This is a genomic window from Dysosmobacter sp. (assembly GCF_052306735.1).
GTDB lineage: Bacteria > Bacillota > Clostridia > Oscillospirales > Oscillospiraceae > Oscillibacter.
Genome location: NZ_DAWBAJ010000002.1, coordinates 30,814 through 50,401, shown reverse-complemented (window position 1 = coordinate 50,401; position 19,588 = coordinate 30,814). Strand labels below are relative to the sequence as shown.

General features: G+C 60.2%; 25 protein-coding genes. 3 read left to right on the top strand and 22 right to left on the bottom strand.

What is annotated here, in order from left to right:
* Positions 1–4: 4 nt before the first annotated feature.
* From ACT67G_RS00970 to ACT67G_RS00910, 13 genes are all read right to left on the bottom strand, one after another.
* Complete coding sequence (locus tag ACT67G_RS00970) at positions 5–1,420, bottom strand: DUF6273 domain-containing protein (RefSeq protein WP_443662687.1); 1,416 nt, start codon at positions 1,418–1,420, stop codon at positions 5–7.
* Positions 1,417–3,339, bottom strand: coding sequence for a hypothetical protein (locus tag ACT67G_RS00965; RefSeq protein WP_443662686.1), 1,923 nt, complete (start codon positions 3,337–3,339; stop codon positions 1,417–1,419). The genes ACT67G_RS00970 and ACT67G_RS00965 overlap by 4 nt, the downstream gene beginning before the upstream one ends.
* Before the next feature lie 12 nt (positions 3,340–3,351).
* Positions 3,352–5,220 carry a hypothetical protein gene (locus ACT67G_RS00960; RefSeq protein ID WP_443662685.1) on the bottom strand — a complete coding sequence of 623 codons (1,869 nt, stop codon included), beginning with the start codon at positions 5,218–5,220 and terminating at the stop codon, positions 3,352–3,354.
* A gap of 15 nt (positions 5,221–5,235) precedes the next feature.
* Positions 5,236–5,901: a phage adaptor protein gene (locus ACT67G_RS00955; protein ID WP_443662684.1), complete on the bottom strand. Its 666-nt coding sequence runs from the start codon at positions 5,899–5,901 to the stop codon at positions 5,236–5,238.
* Positions 5,902–5,954: 53 nt separating this feature from the next.
* Positions 5,955–6,965, bottom strand: a complete 1,011-nt coding sequence (locus ACT67G_RS00950; protein ID WP_443662683.1) for a phage major capsid protein — start codon at positions 6,963–6,965, stop codon at positions 5,955–5,957.
* Between the two features lie 84 nt (positions 6,966–7,049).
* The gene (locus ACT67G_RS00945; RefSeq protein ID WP_443662682.1) at positions 7,050–7,436 is read right to left on the bottom strand and encodes a hypothetical protein; all 387 of its coding nucleotides are present in this window, start codon (positions 7,434–7,436) and stop codon (positions 7,050–7,052) included.
* A gap of 36 nt (positions 7,437–7,472) precedes the next feature.
* Positions 7,473–8,438, bottom strand: a complete 966-nt coding sequence (locus tag ACT67G_RS00940) for a hypothetical protein (RefSeq protein ID WP_443662681.1) — start codon at positions 8,436–8,438, stop codon at positions 7,473–7,475.
* 18 nt (positions 8,439–8,456) lie between these two features.
* The gene (locus ACT67G_RS00935; RefSeq protein WP_443662680.1) at positions 8,457–8,612 is read right to left on the bottom strand and encodes a hypothetical protein; all 156 of its coding nucleotides are present in this window, start codon (positions 8,610–8,612) and stop codon (positions 8,457–8,459) included.
* A gap of 52 nt (positions 8,613–8,664) precedes the next feature.
* Entirely contained in the window at positions 8,665–8,823 is a 159-nt protein-coding gene (locus tag ACT67G_RS00930) for a hypothetical protein (protein WP_443662679.1), read from the bottom strand.
* Positions 8,820–10,829, bottom strand: a complete 2,010-nt coding sequence (locus ACT67G_RS00925; RefSeq protein WP_443662678.1) for a hypothetical protein — start codon at positions 10,827–10,829, stop codon at positions 8,820–8,822. Before ACT67G_RS00925 ends, ACT67G_RS00930 begins: the two co-directional genes overlap by 4 nt.
* Positions 10,830–10,842: 13 nt before the next feature.
* A complete protein-coding gene (locus ACT67G_RS00920) occupies positions 10,843–11,295 on the bottom strand; it encodes a terminase small subunit (protein ID WP_443662677.1) in 453 nt (150 codons plus the stop codon).
* A 152-nt stretch (positions 11,296–11,447) separates the two neighbouring features.
* The gene (locus ACT67G_RS00915; RefSeq protein ID WP_443662676.1) at positions 11,448–11,711 is read right to left on the bottom strand and encodes a hypothetical protein; all 264 of its coding nucleotides are present in this window, start codon (positions 11,709–11,711) and stop codon (positions 11,448–11,450) included.
* Positions 11,701–12,543 carry a hypothetical protein gene (locus ACT67G_RS00910; RefSeq protein WP_443662675.1) on the bottom strand — a complete coding sequence of 281 codons (843 nt, stop codon included), beginning with the start codon at positions 12,541–12,543 and terminating at the stop codon, positions 11,701–11,703. The genes ACT67G_RS00915 and ACT67G_RS00910 overlap by 11 nt, the downstream gene beginning before the upstream one ends.
* 285 nt (positions 12,544–12,828) lie before the next feature.
* Here ACT67G_RS00910 and ACT67G_RS00905 point away from each other — a divergent pair, with 285 nt between their 5' ends.
* Positions 12,829–13,557, top strand: coding sequence for a hypothetical protein (locus tag ACT67G_RS00905; protein ID WP_443662674.1), 729 nt, complete (start codon positions 12,829–12,831; stop codon positions 13,555–13,557).
* A 99-nt stretch (positions 13,558–13,656) separates the two neighbouring features.
* Here ACT67G_RS00905 and ACT67G_RS00900 read toward each other — a convergent pair whose 3' ends face one another.
* Together ACT67G_RS00900 and ACT67G_RS00895 are read right to left on the bottom strand one after the other, a co-directional pair.
* Positions 13,657–14,160, bottom strand: coding sequence for a DUF2829 domain-containing protein (locus tag ACT67G_RS00900; RefSeq protein WP_443662673.1), 504 nt, complete (start codon positions 14,158–14,160; stop codon positions 13,657–13,659).
* A gap of 61 nt (positions 14,161–14,221) precedes the next feature.
* The gene (locus tag ACT67G_RS00895) at positions 14,222–15,910 is read right to left on the bottom strand and encodes a hypothetical protein (protein ID WP_443662672.1); all 1,689 of its coding nucleotides are present in this window, start codon (positions 15,908–15,910) and stop codon (positions 14,222–14,224) included.
* A 68-nt stretch (positions 15,911–15,978) separates the two neighbouring features.
* Between ACT67G_RS00895 and ACT67G_RS00890 the strand changes: the two genes are divergently transcribed.
* Both ACT67G_RS00890 and ACT67G_RS00885 read left to right on the top strand, forming a co-directional pair.
* Entirely contained in the window at positions 15,979–16,149 is a 171-nt protein-coding gene (locus tag ACT67G_RS00890; RefSeq protein ID WP_443662671.1) for a hypothetical protein, read from the top strand.
* Positions 16,150–16,170: 21 nt separating this feature from the next.
* Positions 16,171–16,320: a hypothetical protein gene (locus ACT67G_RS00885; protein WP_443662670.1), complete on the top strand. Its 150-nt coding sequence runs from the start codon at positions 16,171–16,173 to the stop codon at positions 16,318–16,320.
* Between the two features lie 32 nt (positions 16,321–16,352).
* Here ACT67G_RS00885 and ACT67G_RS00880 read toward each other — a convergent pair whose 3' ends face one another.
* From ACT67G_RS00880 to ACT67G_RS00850, 7 genes are all read right to left on the bottom strand, one after another.
* Positions 16,353–16,748 (bottom strand): hypothetical protein, encoded by a 396-nt coding sequence (locus tag ACT67G_RS00880; protein WP_443662669.1) that lies wholly within the window; start codon positions 16,746–16,748, stop codon positions 16,353–16,355.
* Complete coding sequence (locus tag ACT67G_RS00875; RefSeq protein ID WP_443662668.1) at positions 16,729–17,097, bottom strand: hypothetical protein; 369 nt, start codon at positions 17,095–17,097, stop codon at positions 16,729–16,731. Before ACT67G_RS00875 ends, ACT67G_RS00880 begins: the two co-directional genes overlap by 20 nt.
* 653 nt (positions 17,098–17,750) lie before the next feature.
* Positions 17,751–18,278 (bottom strand): hypothetical protein, encoded by a 528-nt coding sequence (locus ACT67G_RS00870; protein WP_443662667.1) that lies wholly within the window; start codon positions 18,276–18,278, stop codon positions 17,751–17,753.
* 1 nt (position 18,279) lies between these two features.
* Positions 18,280–18,639 carry a hypothetical protein gene (locus ACT67G_RS00865; RefSeq protein ID WP_443662666.1) on the bottom strand — a complete coding sequence of 120 codons (360 nt, stop codon included), beginning with the start codon at positions 18,637–18,639 and terminating at the stop codon, positions 18,280–18,282.
* Positions 18,640–18,659: 20 nt separating this feature from the next.
* Positions 18,660–18,848, bottom strand: coding sequence for a hypothetical protein (locus ACT67G_RS00860; RefSeq protein ID WP_443662665.1), 189 nt, complete (start codon positions 18,846–18,848; stop codon positions 18,660–18,662).
* Positions 18,845–19,006 carry a hypothetical protein gene (locus ACT67G_RS00855; RefSeq protein ID WP_443662664.1) on the bottom strand — a complete coding sequence of 54 codons (162 nt, stop codon included), beginning with the start codon at positions 19,004–19,006 and terminating at the stop codon, positions 18,845–18,847. The genes ACT67G_RS00860 and ACT67G_RS00855 overlap by 4 nt, the downstream gene beginning before the upstream one ends.
* 25 nt (positions 19,007–19,031) lie before the next feature.
* Positions 19,032–19,583: a hypothetical protein gene (locus ACT67G_RS00850; protein WP_443662663.1), complete on the bottom strand. Its 552-nt coding sequence runs from the start codon at positions 19,581–19,583 to the stop codon at positions 19,032–19,034.
* Positions 19,584–19,588 lie beyond the last annotated feature (5 nt).

Genomic DNA, 19,588 nt, shown 5'->3' with positions numbered 1-19,588 from the left:
CCTGTTAGAAGCAAAAAGCAAAGGTCACGCCTATATTCCTATCGGCATCTAAATAATCTTTGTCTCCGCTTGAAGAGACATTGCAAAAATCTCTGCCACTGGTTGCACCAGGTGAGCGTTCCCACCAACTATTTACGACCCCGTCGACATTCTTGACGCGGCTGTTTCCAGCCTGATACCAAGCATACTGCGATCCTTCTCCGGCATAAGAATATGCAGTACTGCCGAAAATTTCGATTTCAGATAATAAAAACAACTTATCATTGGTAGTCTGGATACTGCTGTCCAGTTGTCCCGCACTGGTTCTCTTTTTCACCTCCCGGATTGCTGTTCGCACATTCGCAGGCATACGATTTAGGATACTGGGCAGGTTGGTGTTCCGCATGGCACAGCTGCTCCATCCTCCTTCATTGGTTTCGCTGCTGTTCATATGGCTCCTGTTATAACAATCATGCATCTGAAAGGTGAGGGGCGCCGTTCCACCGGATGCATAGGTGTCATGGTTCTTGCCAATGATGTCAATTCGGTATGTTGTCCCATTGATGGTCATGTTCTTATAATCGCCCACCACCCAGGTATCGGGAACTTCCCCGCTCTGGCAGACTGAAATAACCTGCTCCCACGTTGCGTCCGAAAATTTTGCCGGAATAAAATTCACCTGTACGCTGCAGTTTTTCACCTCCGGTGCGGTATAGTTATCATCCTCTGCGGCGCTGATGGTGATAACGGAGCTGCCGCTGGCAAGACCCGTGACGGTCACCTGATTCCCGCTCACGCTCACGCTGGCCACCTCCGGCGTACTGCTCTGAGCGGTGATGGCCCCGGTGCCGCTGCGGGTCACGGTGATGACCTTGCTGGGAGTTCCCGTGTCCAGGGTCATGGTTTCCGGGCTGATGGAGAGGCTTCCCACCGCTTTCTGGATTTTCCATGCAACGGTCTTGGGGGTGGTAGTCCCGTCCGGCCATTGGGTCCCCACGGTGTCCCGCAGGGTGAAAACGGCGTTGTAGCTGCCGGCGTTGGTCCCGGAGGTAACGCCACCCAGGGACATTTCCGCCGTGTCATAGCCGCTCCAGGCGGGTACCTGTGGGCCGCCGTTGTAGGTGAGGGTGCCGCTCTGGGCGGGCACCGGGATGCTGGCTTTCTGCACTGTGACAGTCTGCTGGATTTGTACGGTGACCCCGCCCTCCGTATAGAGGATGGTCACGCTCTGGGTCCCTTCCGTCAATGCGCCGCTGGGGGTATATGTCCACCCAGTGGCGGTCACTGTGGCGCCGTTTTCATAGATTGCCTGGACAACCATCCCCGCCGGGTCAAAGGTCTGCCCGGGCCGGTACGCCGTTTGATCGGGCGGTGTCAGGATGGCGATGGCCGCCAGTTTGATACCACCGCCTCCTCCGGACATGTTAAAGGTCTTGCTCATTCTTCCGCCGCCTCCAGTCTGATAATCTTGGCCCTGATGTCCACGGTGGGAGCCTCACCGCACACGAAGGTCATCTGCCCCGCCGCTGTCACATCATTTCCGCGGATGAGCGCGTCCGCCCAGACGCTGAAATCATCATCCCCAGGCGTTACGATGTAGGCATATCCGCTGACAATAAACCGGCTGTCTGACACAATCTGCTGATTTCCACTCCAGCCGGATGCTGCAAGCGTCACCGTGAACACAGTTCCGGGCGCCGCTTTATTGGGAATACTGGCCAATACCTGATTGAAGTCCGCCTCCGTTCCGATGTATCCCCCTTCAACAGCGTAGGTATAGGCGCTTTTTCCGTTATTTCCCGGTAAGCCCTGCGGCCCGACCGGTCCTTGTACGCCCTGAATCCCTTGTGGACCAGCGGGGCCTTGTTCTCCGGTGTCACCTTTTAAACCTTGCGGTCCTTGGGGCCCGGTTGCACCGGTATCGCCTTTTTGTCCCTGCGGCCCTTCCGGTCCTGTGGGCCCCTCTGGGCCTTCTGGGCCCTGGATGCCCTGAGGTCCCCGTTCTCCCGGGTCTCCCTTGGGGCCCTGCGGGCCCATGTCTCCGGTATCTCCCTTGGGTCCCTGGGGGCCGGTTGCGCCGGTGTCGCCTTTTTCTCCCTGGATGCCCTGTTCTCCCTGGGGACCGGGTTCTCCTTGCGGCCCCTGGATGCCCTGGGGGCCCTGGATACCCTGTGGGCCCTGGGGGCCTTGCAGTTGACCCACAGAGGCCCACCGCCCGTTGGACTCCGACCAGATGTACAGTTCACTGTCTGCCTCCACCATGTACGCGCCGTCGGCGCCGGTGGGAAAGGCTGCTTCCAGCTCCGCAAGTGTTGGGTAAATGTCTTCAATCTGCAGGGACTGACCGTCCGCACCCTTGTCTCCCTTGGGCCCCTGGATGCCCTGTGGCCCCTGAATCCCCTGGGGGCCCTGAATACCCTGCTCTCCCCGGATGCCCTGTGGGCCCCGTTCTCCCTGTGGTCCAGCTGCACCAGTCTCTCCTTTTTCCCCGGGATCACCTTTGTCTCCCTTGGCCCCGGGTTCACCTTGCGGACCCTGAGCTCCCGCGGGACCCATGGGGCCCTGGATCCCTTGTGCGCCCTGGGGACCTCTCGGCCCTTCGAGCCCCTGGGGACCTCTTGCTCCGTCCTCACCGGCGGGTCCCTGCAGCCCCTGAGGGCCCTGAGGACCCATGGAGCCAGGCTCTCCCTTGTCCCCCTTGGGGCCTTGGTTTCCCTGAATGCCCTGGGCACCCTGGGTGCCGGCCGGCCCCTGCTGGCCTTGCGGCCCCTGCACACCCTGGGGGCCCTGTGGGCCCCGTACATACACAGGGGAGGGCACCACACCGGCCGGGCCTTCTGTAAAGGACATCAGGCCGGTGGTTTGGTCTACCGATGGGATGATGGAATACCCGGTATCTCCCTTGTCACCTTTCACACCCTGAATGCCCTGTTCTCCCTGGTCTCCTTTTTCCCCCTGCGGGCCGATAATGCCGTTTACGACAGTCTGTGTGCCGTCGTCTGTGACCTGGCAGTTGGAGAATTTCATCCGGGATCGCTGGGGCAGCTGGGTCCCGTCCTGTCCAACAATAATGTGTCCGGAGGAACCGGTGGCCTCCCACTCCTCTCCGGTATCGGAGGTCTCGATGACCCGGTCACTGTTGAGCCGGACAAACCGGATGCCACTTCCCCGGTACTGCACGGCATCGCTGATTTCGTTGACCTTCTCAACCACCTTATTATGCTCCGGTACCAAGAGATTCCTGGCCATCCGGTCAAAGACGGACTTATTTTCCGAGGTCGTTCCCGACAGAATATCCGGTGCGGAACATACTCCCACCGCGTCCATTTGCTGCTCCGTGATCTTCTGCAAATCGCTCATAGTGTTCCCTTTCTACCGCTTGTAGTTGCTGCCCGGTTCCTTCCATTCCACGCCGAAAGCGTAGATACCGAAGGGCTCGTTCTTTTCGCTGTTCTGCAGGCGGAAGCGGGTCTTGTCCACCTTCTTGATCTTGACCTTTCCGCTGAGGGTCCGGGGCGTCCAGTCAGAGGAAAATACGAACTTTGAAAAATCGATATAGTTCCAGTCAAAAAACCGGGCCCGCTCCTTGGCGTCATACACCAACTTCCAGATCCCCCGCCGCTGGGCGTAGATCTTCACACCGGTGAGCACCGCTGCCGCCAGCCGGACGGAAACGGCGGTGAAGGTCTTGTTCTTGAAGAAGGTCTTCCCGTCAAAGTCGCTGGTCTCCCAGTAAGCATCGATGGCCGCCCCGTCGTCGTTGTAGCTCTCCGGATCGTCCACATTGCGGGCAAACTCCTTGAGCTTCCCGTCCTCCGTGCCGAACCATAAAGCACCGTCTTCCGTCCAGGTAAGCCGGGCACCGATGTCCGGCCAGTAATAGGCCTCATACTGGTAGGAGCTGTACGGCCGGTCCTTTTCATAGCTTCTCTGCTGCCCGTCCAGAAAGTACAGATTCCCACCGATGCTCAGCACATAGAAGTCCCGGTAGACGGATGCAAAGGCCTCTTCTCCGGCTTCATATTCCGCCAGAGCGGAGGAGATATAATAGCTGCGCTCCTGGGAATACTTCTCCCCGGTCAGCTCCTCCGCCGTAATGGCGTAGACGCCGCGGCCCGTGAGGAACAGCGGATCCTTTCCCAGATATGCGAAGCTGTGAGGCGCCACCGGAGCCTCCCCCAGCAGGGTGTTGGTAATGCGAAAGAGGGCTTCTCCGTTTTCATCCAGGCTTCCGGTGCGAACAACAGCGTTTCGCCCCACACCCTTCCCCTGAAGGAAGGTTGCCAGGGTGTTCCCCAGCACGGCATATCCCTCCACGGCGCTTCCGTCCCGGCTTACCTTGGTGTAGGCGGTATCCGGGAAGTAGGTGGGATCCTCAAAGCCGGAGTACCAGTCCTGACCCGGCTCGTCCGGATTCCCGGATAGAAAGATCCGGTCCTCCGCGCCTCCCACGCCGTATACGGCAAATACACGGCATTTGTTGATCTTGTCGGCGTAGCCCTCCCGGGCCTTGCTGGCGGTGATGCGGACGTTGTCCTGGCCTTTGACGGGGGACTCTCCGGGGGCTGTGACAAAGGTCACCAGTCCTGCTTCCCGGTCCACGGAGAAGTCCGTCCCCTCGGTCTTTTCCACCCACTCGCCGTCCGCATCCAGGATCTCGACTTTCACAGATTCCTCACCCAGTTCAACAGTTGTCAGCTGATATGCCTTTACATCTGCTTTACCCAGAAAAGACTCCTTCCAGGCAAGTCCCAGCAGGTTCAGCGCCTCGTAGCTGACTCCTCCCCCTTCCGGATTGCGGCTGATGATGATGGTGGGCACATAGGCCTCTTCGCTTACCGCCTTCACCTCTATGCCGTCGTACACCCGGTAGGTGTTCCCGTCCAGAAGATAGAGCTTTCCATCAAAGGAAAAACTCTTGGAGAGGGTGTCCGCCATATCGTCCGCCAGCTCCGTCCACTCCGTGCCGGACAATTTGTAGAGCTTTGTGCCCGCATGGATCAGCCGCTCCCCATTCAGAAAATGAACGCCATTGATCCTGCTGCCGTTGGGCGCGGTGGCCCGGGTGGTATAGCCCATCCGCTTGCGGACCTTGCCCACCTGATCCCGGATCATGTTGGGTGCCGCTGGAGATCGGCTCTCATCCACATTGGAGGGACTGTTCAGCAGGTCCACACCCCGAAAATACTCAATGGTGGCGGAGTATTTGGGCTCCGCCGCCGGAATGGAAAACTGGGCCAAACGAATTCCCCCCTCTTACCACCAGTTCGTGGTATTTTTGACTCCCCCGCTGCCTCCGGCCGGTCGGGATGCCGCCGCCATCTGGAGCCGGGAAAGTCCGTTTTCAAACTCATTGAGCATCTGGGTGCTCATCTGGATGTCATCCTCCCGGTAGAGCTCCGCCCCGATGTACAGCGGCACCAGCTCCGCAACCTCCCTGGGGACTCCCAGATCCGTATCATCCGGCGTGGAGGCAGAGATCACCGGCACATATGCTTGATAGTAGACGGTGTACACCGCCGCCTCTCCAACCGGGAGCACCAGCGTGTCCGTCCCCTCCACGCTCCAGGAGTCTGCCGGACCGTAGCCCTCCCGGGCGGTCTCACGGTAGATCTCGCCGGATGCCATAGCCCGGTAGAGCTCCGCAGTCTCCCGCATGTCGATGCGGGCCACGCCCCCGGATGTCACCGGTACGCGCAGCGTCTCCCCGTCCTTCTCCGGCTGCGAGACCTTCGGCGTGATCTCCACGATGAGTTTGCGCAGCAGGGGGATTCCCGCCCCGGTGAGGATGGTCAGCGCTTCGTTGGCCACCGCCGGCATGGCGTTGAGATATTCCTCATTGCTGTCATCCCGGTTCAGGGCGGCGCCGTCGTTGGAAAAGATCCGCTGCAGCGCCGCCAGCTTCACTTCGCCCCAGGTCATCACATATCCTCCTTTTCAAAAGCGCCCGGGAGGTTGCCCCGGGCGCTTTTCCCTCAGGTCAGAGCGGTACCGCCGCTCATGCCGCCGGCCGATACAAAGCGCCAGTCGGCAAAGCCTGCGCCGAAGCGGGCCCGGCCCTTCCAGAGGTTATTGTCGTTGTCGTCGTCCAGCACGGAGCGGACGTTCAGCTTCACCCGGTCCTGGAAGATGGGACCGTCGTTTTCCTGGATGGCCGCGCTGTCCAGCAGGAACCAGGGCTTGTCGCTCTTTCCCAGGATCTGCAGCACCCAGGTGAGGTACGGATCCACCACGATGTTCCACCGGCCCACCTGGTAGTTGAAGGCGTTGGTGCTGTCCTCGGGGGTCTTGTCGGACCCGGCTGCGGCAAAGGCCTTCTGCTTCAGGTCGGCATCGTTGGGGATCCAGATGGTGTCGGGGGCAATGCTCAGCAGCTCCCCGTTGTCGCCCTTGGTGTTCTGCATCTTCTCTTCCATGCGGCTCAGGTTGTCCAGAGTCAGGTCCCCGGCGTACAAGTTGGACTGCTGTTTCTTGTCCACCTTGCCGGGGTGGTCCTTGGCGAACAGGGCCTTGCCGTCAGCTGAGGCGCAGTCGAAGGTCTTCTTGCCCACCTTCACGGTGGTGCCGTAGAGTCCGCCGGCATACAGATACCGGCCGAACTTCTCCCGGGTCCGGTTGTAGCTGGTGATGAGCTTGTTTGCCCGGTTTTTCATGGCGCCGATGCGGCCATCCTCCACCAGCTCCTGGGTGATGGCAAACTGGCTCTTCCAGGTCTCGTTGATGATGGCCTTGGGAAATCCCTCCTCAAAGCCGGTGTTGGGGTAGCTGCCGCCCTCGCCCACAGGCTCAAAGTCGTCGGTGGCGGTCTCGCCGGTGTACTGCTCCGCCCAGTGCTTGGAGGTCTCCATGCGGAAGAGCTTTTTCAGGATGGAGCGCTGCTCGAACTCCTCGCCCCGGGTCTCCAGATAGCTCTTGATGGGGAACTGGCTCTTGCCGTAAAGGCTGTCCACCACGCCGGAGCCGATGGACACGGTACAATATGCCATATTTCTTGTCGCAGGTGCCCCACGCTTCATGCCCGGCGCGGGGGCCTGCCTCTCCTTTCTTCAAATTCCGGGGATCCCCGGTGGTTAGAATCTCACGCGGACGCCGTCGCCCACCCCGGTGCCCTCCAGGTCCACGATGGTCGCCACGCCGCTGGTGGTTGTGGCGGTGACCCGCAGGCCGTCGGCCTCCAGCGTCACCTTGTTTCCGGGCTTCAGGCTGGTGCCTGCGGCGCTGAGCTGCGTGTGCCAGATCTGATAGTCCTGTACCTTCACCACGGGCACAATGTCATTATCGTCCTGGGGGCCCACGGCGATGTAGTCCGGCCGGACCGTGGCGCCGCACTTGGTCAAAAGGCCCGTGGAGTCCGTCACCAGCGCCTCTCCCAGCACCACGGCTTCTTCCGCTTTGGCCTGCCGGTATTCGATGGGCGGGGTCTGGCCCACATCCATGCTCTGCAGAAAAAATGCCATATCTCACTGCTCCTTCCTGTTTTTCACATTCTCCATTTATTTTTTTCCGATGCTCTTGAGGTAGCTGGCATACGCCTTGCGGATCTGGGCATCGGTGGCCCCGGGCATCATTTCCCGGTAGCTTTCCGCCATGTCGGCGGGCACATCCACCGCGTCCACCGTCTCACCGGCCACCCCGGCGTTGAGATGTGATTTGCTCTGGGCGGCGTTGATGGCTGCCTGCCGGCTGGCTGCCCGCCGCCGCTGATCCAGCTCCTGGCGGTTGGCCAGGAAAAAGGCATCCTCGATGCCCACACCCTTTTGCACCAGCTCATTGAACCGTCCGGCGGTAGGCATTTTTACAATGTCCTCCAGGCTCTTGATCTCCGGGAACTCCGCAGCAATGGCCGCGAGACTCTTTCCGATAGCCTCCTGGGCCCGCTGCCGCACGGCTCTGGCACTCTGCAAAGCCGCCTGCATGGTCGCCTGCCGGGCCTGCTGCACCACCGGGTGGTGCTCTACCTCCTGGCTGATGATCTGCCGCAGGGCGTCTGCCGGAAGGCCTGCGTCGCTGAGCTTCTGCTCTATCTGACGGCGCTGCTGCTGGTTGTCCCTGCGGTTCTTCTCCATCAGCCATGCCTTGTAATCGGCCTCGCTGGTGATGGGCTTTCCTGTAAAGGGATTTACCTGTCCAGCAAAGATCTCCGCATAGATTTTATCCCGGCTCTCCTGGAGGGCGGCCTGTCTCGCCGCCTCCTCCCGCTGGCGGCGAAGCTGTGCCTGACGGTGCCGCTCCTCCGCTCCGGCCTGCCGGTCCGCTTGTTCTCCCTCCTCCGGGCCAGTGGCGCCGGGGGCGGGCTCTTCCTGCTGTTCCTCAGCGCCAGGGACGGCGGGATCCTGGTCTCTTTCGCCTTCTTCGGGGGCGGGACCGGCGTCCTCCCGCTCGTTTTCGCCCTCCCCGGCAGGGGCGGTCTCCTCCGCCGCTTCTGCCGGGATCCCGAATACCTCCTGATACTCGTCCATACTGATCTCCTTTCGCCTTTACTTGCTCTTGCGGCTGGTGGTACCGCCGCCGCTGCGCAGGTCGGTGCCGGTGATGCGGACGGTCCCCTTTTTGCCCGCGCTGGAGCCGTTGGGTGCCGTCACATCCAGGGTACCGCCGCTTTTGATGCGGCCCATGTAGCCTCTCTCCTTCATGCCAGGTTCCTCCTCTCTTTCGTTCTTCCATCCATCGCCGTCTCCGGCGCTGTCAGCGTTTATCGAACATTTGTTCTCCAATGGCGTGGTCATACTCTCCGCACCGCTTGTTGCGGCACTGGAAAGTCAGCACCCGGACGCACTTTCCGTCCCGCACCTCTTCCCGGGCGGACATCACCGCCGCCTCCGTATCGCATCTGGGGCATCTCACAGCGTGATCCCTCCCTCCGGGGCCGTCCCGTTCCAGGCGCTCTGGAGCACGTTGGGATCCACGCCGGTCCCGCTTCCCAGCTGGGCGGCGCCCATCTGCGCCATTCCGGCCTGCGCAGCCGCCTCCTCCTGGGCCTGCTTCTGCCGCTGGAGCTCTGCCTTGATGGTACCCGCCATAGGATAGTGGAGCTGCTCCATCATGGACCAGTACAGAATGAGGCTATCCAGGCTGGTGGGGTCCCCGAAGGCCCCCTCGGAGCGCTGGGAGCGCATCTCCTGCCACATCTGCTCCCGGTTGGAGGCCAGGGGCGCCGACGTGTCGCAGGAGAACAGGAAGTTGTCGTTCCAGTATGGCTGTCCGTCCGCATCCACCCGCAGGAAGTCCCATCGGTTGAAGGTGCGGTACTCCCGCTGGCCCTGGGCGTTGTAGGTCACGATGGGCCTGGGCTCGTCGGCGTAGGCCAGCTTCCACTTGAACAGCCGCTCAAAGAGCCGCTGGTAGAGGTCGTTTTTCATGATCCGCTTGCTCTCCAGCCGTCCCGCCGCCTGGGCCGCCGAAAACTGCTTGGCCACAGCGGAGGTGGCGGTGGCGTCCTTGCGGCCCTGGAAGGCGTCGGTGATGCCGATGATGTTCCGGGCCTCCTCGTAGATCTCCGCCCGGTACCGCAGGTCCGCAGAGATGTCCACCTGTGTGTTGTAGGTGTGAATCATGTCCAGCTGCTGGGGCGACTTCACCGAGAGCACCCGGCCGTCCTGGTCGGAGAACTCGAATTTCAAATCCTCCGGCTTCGTGGTAAAGCTGCCGCCGCTCATGACCTTGGTGGAGAGCTTGCCGGAGATCTTGCTCATTTCATTCTGCTGCCCGGCAATGGCGTCGGCGTCAGATCCGCCCAACAGCTGTCCGGCCATGGAAACGTTTTTGCGCATCACGATAGGGTACATCCCCGGGGTATAGCAGGGGATCCGCCGGGGCCGCTTTCGGGTGGGCCTGGCCACTACCGCCGCGCCGATTCCACCCATACCAGGAAGACCGCCGCCCAGCACGTCCAGGATCTCCGGCGGCTCCGTCTCATCGGGTACCGGCAATCCGTATTCGTCGGTTTCATCCTCCCAGGCGGAAAGCACGGTGCCGTCAAAGAGCGTCAGCTCCTCCGTCAGCTCCTCATATTCCTGCAACTCGCTGCGGAAGTCCGTGCCGCCGCAGTGCATGCACTTGACGCCGTTTCCCTCCGCGCCGCAGCCGTTGCAGATGTTCCTCCGCCGGGCCTGACAGTCTTCCAGATCCTCCAGTTCCGTGTCCCCCACAAAGCTGTACCGGCCGATACCGCCCCGGTCATTGCGGTAAAACACCAGATACTCCGTCACAATTCCGTCCGGCACGGCCTCATCCACCTGGGATCGAACCCCCCGGTCCTCTTCGTCCTCTTCTCGGACATCCTTGTGGTAGCGGCGGAGGATGTACTGCCAGGTGCGGGGGATCTTGATGCAGAAGTGCTCCATCTCGTCGATGTCGTAAACCCCCGCCTGGGGGACGAACTGCCGGGGATGGATCTCCCGCACTTTCGTGTCTCCCAGGGTGGTGTGGGTGCATACGGTCTGATCCCAGTCCACCCACAAAAAATCCGCGCCGTGGGTGGGGGTCACCCGCTCCTGCAGGTCGTTGATGACCTCCATGGGCAGCCGGTCCAGTTCGTTGCGGAGCATGTCCTCAATGATCCGGGCCAGGTCCTCATCCTCCTGGTATAGGGCCGTCACCTTGGGCTGGGGGATGTTGGAGTCCACCTCCGTCTCGATGATCTCCTGTACCAGGTTCCGCTTGTACCCGGCCTGTTTGGACGCCGTGGTTCCGTCCGGGGCAGTGATGGCAGCGGTGCCCCGCAAAAGCCGCTCTTGTTTATCCATGTTGTCCCGGACGCCCTGCCATGCTTCCTCGTCCAGCTTCACAACGTTCTGCCAGTACCAGAGGCGCTCTTTTCGCTTCCGGGGCATATCTTCTGTGTTGTCCATATCTGCCTCCCGCTTATTCCTGGTCCAAAAGGTCCTCATAGCTGCCGCCGTCATCCTCCTGCCGGAGCCCCGGCAGCATCTTGGAGAGCAGGTCCAGAGCCCGCAGAGCCCCCTTGCTGTCCAGCTGCCAAAAGCCGGATTCCACCCATTCCCGGGTGGCGTTGTCCCACTCCAGCACCGGCTTTTTCTCCATGCACCGCTGGTATACCTCCCACACCGCGGCCGCCAGGGAGTGCTTCGTTACGCCGATGGCGTCGAACTGCTCCTGGAGCAGGGCGTCCCGGTATTCCCGGACCTCCGGCTTTCGCAGCAGGCGGCTTGCCTGGCTGGCGGCGCTCTTTTCACTGTACCCGGTCCGGATGGCCGCCGCCGTCCCGTTGAGGTCCTGGAGATACTCCCGGACGAACTGGCGTTCCCGGGGCCGAAGTCTGCGCCCCAGCTCCTCCACGCTGCGCTCTTCTGCCATGGTCTCTGCCTCCTTTGCCCCGGGAAATCATTCCTGTTTATCACAGTCTAGCATGTCATAACCTCCAGTTATCGCCACTTTTCCGGGCAGAAAAAAGCGCCGGAATCGCTTCCGGCGCAATGGGTTTCCGGCTGTCTGACGTTCAGCGCGGTTCACCAGCTTTCGTAAAACCGCTTCCGCATCCGGTACAGAGCGCTCTCGGAAGTAAACCGAGCCTGGGCGATGGCGGTGATGCTCCGTTTCGTGCACATGACCTCCCACAGGGCAGCACTTTCAGCGCCTCCGCACTGCTCGCAGAGGCGCCGGATCTTTTTCTGGACGTACTGGGGCTGCTCGTCCCAGGTCAGGCAGGTATAACGGATCAGCCCCTGTTTTTCCTCCGGCAAGGAGACACCGCGCAGCTTCTTAAAACCCATCTCCGTCACCCTCCTCTTCGCCGACCATGGCCAGGGCCATCTCCTTGTGGCCGCCGATCTTTTCCCGGGGATCTCGCACCCTGGGGATGTAGCGCACGAAGTTCTGCCCCTTCTCCGGGTCATACCGGGTCCCGGGCAGCTCCAGGGCGCCTGCGGGGACACGCAGCTGGCCGCCGCTGGTGACCACCTCCCGGCGAACGATGGGTTTTTTCATGTTCCGGGAGCATGTCCACTTTTTCTCGTCGGGCACGCCCCGGCTCTGGTTGACGATGTAATCCGCCAGGGGCTTGTAGTCCGCCTGGTGGCGCAGGAACTGCACGTCCACACACCCCAGGCCCCAGATGGCGTCCACGCTCTCCGCGCCCAGGTAGAGCTGCTTGTCCCGCAGCGAGAAGGCGTCGCCGCTGATGACGATATGTACGTGGGGCCGTACCAGCTCCCCGGTCTCCCCATCGATCTCCGAGGGGGCCAGCACCCATTTGGGGGTGAGGCCCAGCTTCCGCAGGCGGTATACCAGCCGAGCGATGAACTTTTTTCCGGCGGCCTTGGCCCCATCATAGGTCCCGCCGATCTCCTCCAGGCCCCGGGGATCAAACTTGGCGGTGAGCCACAGATCCCCGGGGGCGAAGTTGCAGTTGAGGACCCGGGCCAGGGCCAGCTTGGCGTGCTCCCGGTTCCCCACGATCTTTTTTTCGCTGCTGTTGCCCCGGACCCTGCCGCCCCGCTTGGCAGGCCGCCGGGTGATGCGGGTCTTGCGCCGCTCCACCACGGTGCCGGAAATGATCTTTGTCACCATGTACAGCCCCTCCTGTCCCTGTGTGTTTCTTGTCATGTTTGTCTCTCCCCTCCCGCGCGATAAAAGCAGAAGTACCCGCGCGCCCCTCCGCGCAAGCCCCCTTGTCTTTTCTTGCGTTCTCTTCCGGATCCCCCCTGCGAGGATGTCTGAGCCCTATATCTTCTACCGCGTAAATCTGCTTCCCCACAAACTTAGGCGTTGAAGAACCCCGGCAGATACGCGCGTGCGCGTATCAAAATGGAAAGAAATGTGTCATATGTAACTTTACAGATATTGGATATCAGGTTATATTGGGTAAAAAACCACCGGAGGTGCTTCACATTGAAAACAGGAAAACTTCCCCTTTGGATTTTTCTCTATATCCTGGGTATTCTTCTGCTTGCCGCCATCGTCAACGCTCTCATGGGGCTCTCAATCCCGACGGATGCATCCCTGAACGCTCCTACCTGGCTTGGCTTCTGGGGCAGCTACCTGGGCGGCGCCATCGGCTGCCTGCCTGCTCTGGCAGCCCTGTATGATAACCGCCGGGAAGCACGCAGGCAGCATGAGGAAAGTGAAAAAAGCCGCCGCCTTGCTGCAATGCCGGTATTTGACTGCCGAATCCGTCATGTTTCTCGATCATATGCCAAAGACTCTGCTAATCAGTGGTTTTTCATTGGTTCTTCCGGAGACCTCCACGAAGATAGTTGGGAGGAGTGGCTTATATTTGATGATTGCCCAGACTGCAACTATATAGAGCTGAGAAACTGTGGCTGTGGCTCTGCGCTCCAGGCAAAACTTCTCTTCAACGATTACCCTGTTGACCTCTTTCATATAAAGAATGGTGAAAGCGTGTACTACATCCTAGATCCAAGTTACGAATACTTTGAGTCTCTTGGCAATGAATGCACAGTTTGCTTCACCATCAAAAGTCAAGATATATACGGAAATCTCTATTCGCAGGAGCTTCGATTCAAGGTGCTTCTGTGCTTCGAAGGTGAATCAAAATTCTTGCAATTTCGAACAGTGGCCATTGGTACCACCCAGCTACTCTCTTCTGAAAATAATTGATTCCACCCGCCCTGAGATGGCCGGTCGGTCTTTTTCACCGGGCTCCGCCGGAGGTCACATTCATGGCCCCCGGCGCGGCCCGGTGGCCGCGCACTGCGTTTATTCAACAATCTCCCAGTCGTCTGCCAGGATGTCGCTCTGGCTTGCCAGCCACATCTGAAAACTGCCGTCCACGCACTTCATCTGCAGATAGGGCTGCACCCGGAACAGTGTCCCCTCCGGGATGCCCACCGCTTCTGCTGTGTTCTTGTTGCAGGGGATACCATCGGGATATCCGGTACGGTATACCACCCACATTCCCTTGCCGTTCCAGCCCCGCCGGGTGATCTTTGCGCCCTTCTTGGCAGCCTCGATGGCAAGGCCGAAGTTCATGCAATCTGTGGGGCGATACGCCGCCTCAAAGACCTCCTGAGGGCTCCAGCTCACGTATCCGTCGGAATACCGGACCCGGTAGCCAATTTCGCAGCTGCTTGCTCGGCTGATAAAGGCTTCCTCCTGCTCTGTGATCTCCCGGCAAAGCTCCACAATCAGGACCTCCTCTCCGGATCTGTACCGCAGTGCGGGCTCTGCCTGGATCAGCTTGGTTCCGATGTACTGTTTCATAACTGTTTCCTCCTTATTTTGCAGGCCCAACCGGGCCTGTTCTTTTTATCTGTTTCCATGCTCACTGTCTGGCCCAGAGTTTCCGTAGGCGCCGCTTTCCGGCCTCGTCCGCTGCTCGGTAGTCCTCCCACATGTCCTCTGTCCAGTGCGAGGTGTCTCCGGCGTCCTGATGCTCCATGGTCACCCGCTGCTGGGTCCTTGCAAAGTGGCAGATGGCCGCTGCCATCACCAGATCATCGTGCTCTCCCTCCTCTGCCTCCGGCCTGCGGTCCTCGTTGTAAACGAAGTGGAGCATCTGGCGCAGGGTGTTCCGGCTCACCACCAGCTCCGCCGTTTCCTCCATCACTGCGTGGAGGCCTGCCAGGATCACCGGCCGGGTCTGGGGCGTGGTCTGGAAGCCGAAGGCCTTCACGCTCTTGCGGGTGTAGGTATCAAACCGCTCCCGGACATAGAGATTGGGATAGTACCACTCTTCCAGCTTGCGCTCGGGGTAGGTGGAGAAGTTGGTCTCCACGGCGATGAGGGCGGCATTGTACCACATGCCCAAGCAGTAGATCTGGCGGGCATAGAGCAGCTCGGAAAACGTGAACTCCAGCTCCGCCACCTGGGTGCCGGTGCGATTATCCACCACCCAGGCGGTGAACTTGTCGCTGCCCTCTCCGGCAGTATCGCCGCCGATGACGTAGGGCGCCCCCGGCTCCGGCGGCGCGAATACCCGGATGAAGCCGGTCCGTTGGTCGGAGCTCCACGCCCATCCGGCAGGCGCTTCCCCGGCCTCCGGCTCCGGATAGGAAAAGGTCCCCACGTCCGCCGGTTCAGGTGCAGCGGCCAGCCGCAGCAGAATGTCCTCGTTATTGAAAAACGGCGTGCCGGAGAACAGAAAGGCCTCCTCCGGGGTGGAGGGATATTCCTGCTGGAATTTCCGCTTGTCCCCGTGGCAGTTGACGGCGATGCACCACCGCCGCCAGGCCATCTGTTCCGGGTCCAGGTGGTAGGCCTCCATGAGAGCGCGTTCCTCCTCGTCCCAGACGGTCCCCTCGGTTACCTCCATGCGGTATTTTGGCTCATGGAACCAGGCGATGAACAGCGGCACCCAGCCGTTTTCTCCAGCCACCGCCCCATCCCACAGGTCCTTGAACTCGTTGTAGCCGTTGGCAGTGGACTCAATGACCACCAGGGTGTTGAGCTCCGCCGGCACCGCCTGCATCACGCCGTCCAGAATCTCGTTCTTGTTTCCCTTCCAGAAGGCGAACTCCGAAAGATGGACGTTGTTGAGGGTCTCGCTTCGGCCCATGCCGTCGTTGGCGGTGACGCAGCGGATGGAGGACATGAGCCCCGGCCGCCGCCGCTTCTCCACAGGATCCCGGGTGGGGTTCTCGAACACCAGTTCCTTGGCGTTGGAGTGCTTGCACATGGGCTGGAGCTGGCGGGGCAGGTAATCGAAAAACAGCTTGTTCATGCGAAAGAGCTTGGTGGTGGAGTCGTCCCGGTGGGCCACGATCAGGGTCTGCACCAGCTTTCGGGTGGCGCTGTCCTGGAACATGATCCCCTCAGTGATGGTGGAAAGGCCCAGCTGCCGGGCCTTGAGAATCAGGATACGGGGCGGCCGCCCGGCCTCCCGCTCCCGCTTCACCGCGTCCAGCAACATCTGCTGGGCGGGCTTGGGCCGCAGGGCGGTGATCTTCCCCTCCTTGGTGCGGATCTTCAAAAACTTTGGGATGTATACCTCCGGGTCCCGCAGTCCCGTCATCGTTTCGTCTCCTTTCGAATTTTTTTGATAAATCTCATCCCTTTGGACATCCTAAAGGCGGTGATCGTATGAAATATCAAGACCCTAAAATGGAAGCATACTGGAACACGCTTCCCGCTGACATTCAAGCCGCCATTAACCGCTCCGGCATCGATCTGTGCTCCCTGGGCATGCTCACCAAAATCGGAGAGTATTACCAAAACAGGGATTCTCAGAAAAAGGCGGAGCAGCAAACCTGAAACTCCGTTGGAGGCATCGGAATGAACAAGAAAAAGCCCGGGATCTCCCGGCCCGGTCCGGACCGGATCGAAAAGCCGATTCCCGCCGAGATTTACCCGGTGATCGACACAGACCTTGGCCGGGACAATCTGGAACAAGACCTTCCCGCCGCCGATCTGGAGGACCTTTGAGGATGCCGCCCCGAAACGGGGCGGTTCCTTTTTCATACAGATGCCTCCTGCCTGACGTGCTTTCCCCTGGGGCCGGCATTTGCCGGCAGGCCCAGTTTCCTGCGCCATCGATGCACTGTGTCCGGAGCACAGCCCAGCTCTCTGCTGATCTCCACGTCATTTTTCCCTTGGTCGTAGAGCGCTCTGCCGTATCCCCAGTCATATTTGGGCTGGGATCCGCCGCGCCGCACCTTGGGCCGGGGCGTCGCTTCCACGAACGCAGCCTTGTTCTCCTGGTTGCGTTCGATGCGCGCTCCCGCCTGAAAGTGCCGGCACGTTTCCGGCGGAGCGGCCAGCCGGGTATGCCCGGTGATGGCACAGTAGTCGCACCGGTACGCAGCACCGGCCTGTGCCCGGAACACGCACCGCTCACATTTCGCTCTCCCCATGCCGGTCTGCCTCCTTGCCCTTTGTGATGACTGCTCCGCAGCAGATGCAGATATGCGCCCCGGCGGCCCTGGTAAACTGGGTACATCCGCAGCCCGGGCATCGGAACTCCTGTGTCAGAGCTTTCCGCCGCCCCGGGATCTCCGGGACGGCCCTGGACCGGTCAAAGGCTCTGTTCAACCCATACCGGGCTCCCAGGAGAAAAGAATTCACCGCGAGACATCCCCAGCCCACCACCAGAACCAGGCCGCCCAGCGCCGCCTGGCGCAGCCAGAAGTTCCAGGCCGCCAGCAGCAATACCACAAGGCTCACGGCGGCATAGACTGCCGCCTCTTTGATTTCTCTTCTCATTTCGTTTTCTCCATCTCCTCCGCATACATCCAGCGGATCCCCTTATACGTGATCCCCGTCCGGCAGGCATATGTAATGCGGGATACCTGCCCGCCGGTTTCCTGGGCCGCGGTAGACACGGACGGGTAGACCGCCTGCTGCCCGCATGGCGCCGTGGCGACCACCGCCCGGCATCGATGTTTCTTTTGTTTCACGCCCAATCACCCTCTCCCTGCATACGTTTTACCGCACGATCCACTTCTTCCTCAGTGAGCGTCCGGTTGCTCTGGATCATCACATCGCTCGTGGTCTTATTCTGGCATACGACGCACTCGCATCGGTTTGCGTTGCTGGTCTCGTTTACCCTGAATGGACATCCGTGATTAAAACAGTCCACCGTTCACCCCTCCCTCTCTGCGTTTGTCTGCAGCTTCCCTCGCCAGCAGAACCCATCTGGAAGAACTACGCTGCTAGTCAAACGGCAGATTATTCCACCCGGGAATAGGGAATCCGCAATAGCGTGCTGACACTCCCGGCACCGCACCACCGGGACCACATCCGCGGCAGGGATTGCCTCCACTATCCGCTTCATCTGGAGGCAATGCATCGTCCCGTTGCAGGTATTCCGGTTCCGCTCTGCAATCACATCAAGCAGCGCACCCCGGTCAATGTACTCAGCCATCCTGTTCTCCTTTCAGCGCGGCCTCGGCAGCTTCGCGGGTAAGGAATACGGTTTTGCCTATGCCAGAAAAGTCGATTTCGTACCCCATCCAATGGTCAAACATTCTGTCTGTGTGTGTAGAAATCTTCCATCGTCCACTTGTCCAGTTGTGGAAAGAATCTACTTCCGTTTCTTTCACGCAGCCGTTCTCTATAAAGAAAACTTTGTCGTGCAGTTTGCACGGTAGCACTACGCACCGCCCATCCCGTTCAGCCTCCACCATCTCCCGCAGGCGGTCGTCCGGGATCTCCCGGATCATCTCCAGCCGCTGCGCGGACTCCGTCCGCAGAGACAGCCCCCGGCCGTAGGCGTCCACGATACGCTCAATCTCCTTGGGCTCCAGTCCGGTGTCCTCATAGGCAGCGAGACAACTTAAAATGTTCCGTACATCCTGTGTCTCACACTCAGCTGGAATCGTATCTTCGTACTTCCCTTTTGTGTAATAAACAAACGCGCCGATCCTCTTTGTCAACCGCTCCATGTCAGACCTCCGCTTCAACGTATGTCTCCTGGAAAATATCCGGTTTGCACGGATAAAACTCTCCGTGTACTCCTTTGATGATGAAGTCCCCCACAGAGGCGTGGTGAATTCCTTCAAGCGTTCGGATTCTCACATTTACCATTACCGGTCCTTTTCCAACTTCCCACGCGGCGTCCAGAATGTCGTACTCAAGGCTGTCTCCCACAAAATTTTTCAGCTCTTGCAGGTTTTCTCCTGTCCACCGGATTGCCTCAACTGTGACCGGTTTCTTTGTGTACCTCTTCACCTTTATCCCTCCAGTCCTATCCCATTGGCCCAGTACCGGCATCCCATACAGTAGCTGCTGTACCGCAGCCAGCATTGCTCACACGGCATCTCCACTCAGACTCCTTTCCGCGTGCTCCGCTCCCGGGGCTGTTCCACATGCAAAGAGCACATCTTCTCCCGGACCAGCTTGTCCACTACCTCTCCGATCTCCCGGTATCCGCACATGGCTCTCAGGCGTTCCAGATTGTAGGCCGACTGGGCCGTAATCAGCAAAGAGACCCGGCGCAGATTTTTCTTGCTCATGTTGTTCGCTCCCTCCCAATCCGCATTTGCTCCGGGGCCTTCGCCACAACAGACACCACGTGGGCGTCCCCATAGCGTTCCAGCCACATAGCCAGGGCCTCTTTCACAGCCTGGGCCATATCCGGCGGTGCCTTGACCTGTACGGTGACGGTCAGCATGCTTTCGCATCCCCTTCCTGCACGCTTATCCCTCCATCAAAAACACCTGGACCTCTGCATCAGCCGTACTGTCAAACAGTGAGGACAGCATGACCGCCGCGATGGGCTTCCCGTCCATGGTCACCTGTGCATCCGGATGCCACTTTGCGATCCTGGCGAAGATCTCCGCCATCCTGCCGACAGACATGGCCCCGGCGGTCTCCTGTACAGTCTGGTCCGTCTGCACAGTCTGCTTCTTCGGTTTCTCCGCCCTTTTGGCATTGGCTTTCAGCCCCTGTCCGCGTCGCCATGCGGCGAAGTTGCTTTGCTTCACCCCAAGACGCTCCGCAATATCCAGGTCGCAGAGTCCCTCTGCATGAAGCTCCAGCGCCCGGGCAACATCAAAGGTGGGGATCGGTGGCTTTCTTACCGGCTGGGGCTTCTCCGGCGGTATTTCCACCGATACCCCCAGCGCTTGCAGCTTGCGTGCCATTTCCGCCTCCTTGACACAGTTGAGATCCGCCAGCACACCGATCTGCTTCACAGGGTCCTTGGCCCCGCGGTATGACTGCAGGATCTCCGCATCTGTCATCTGCATCACAA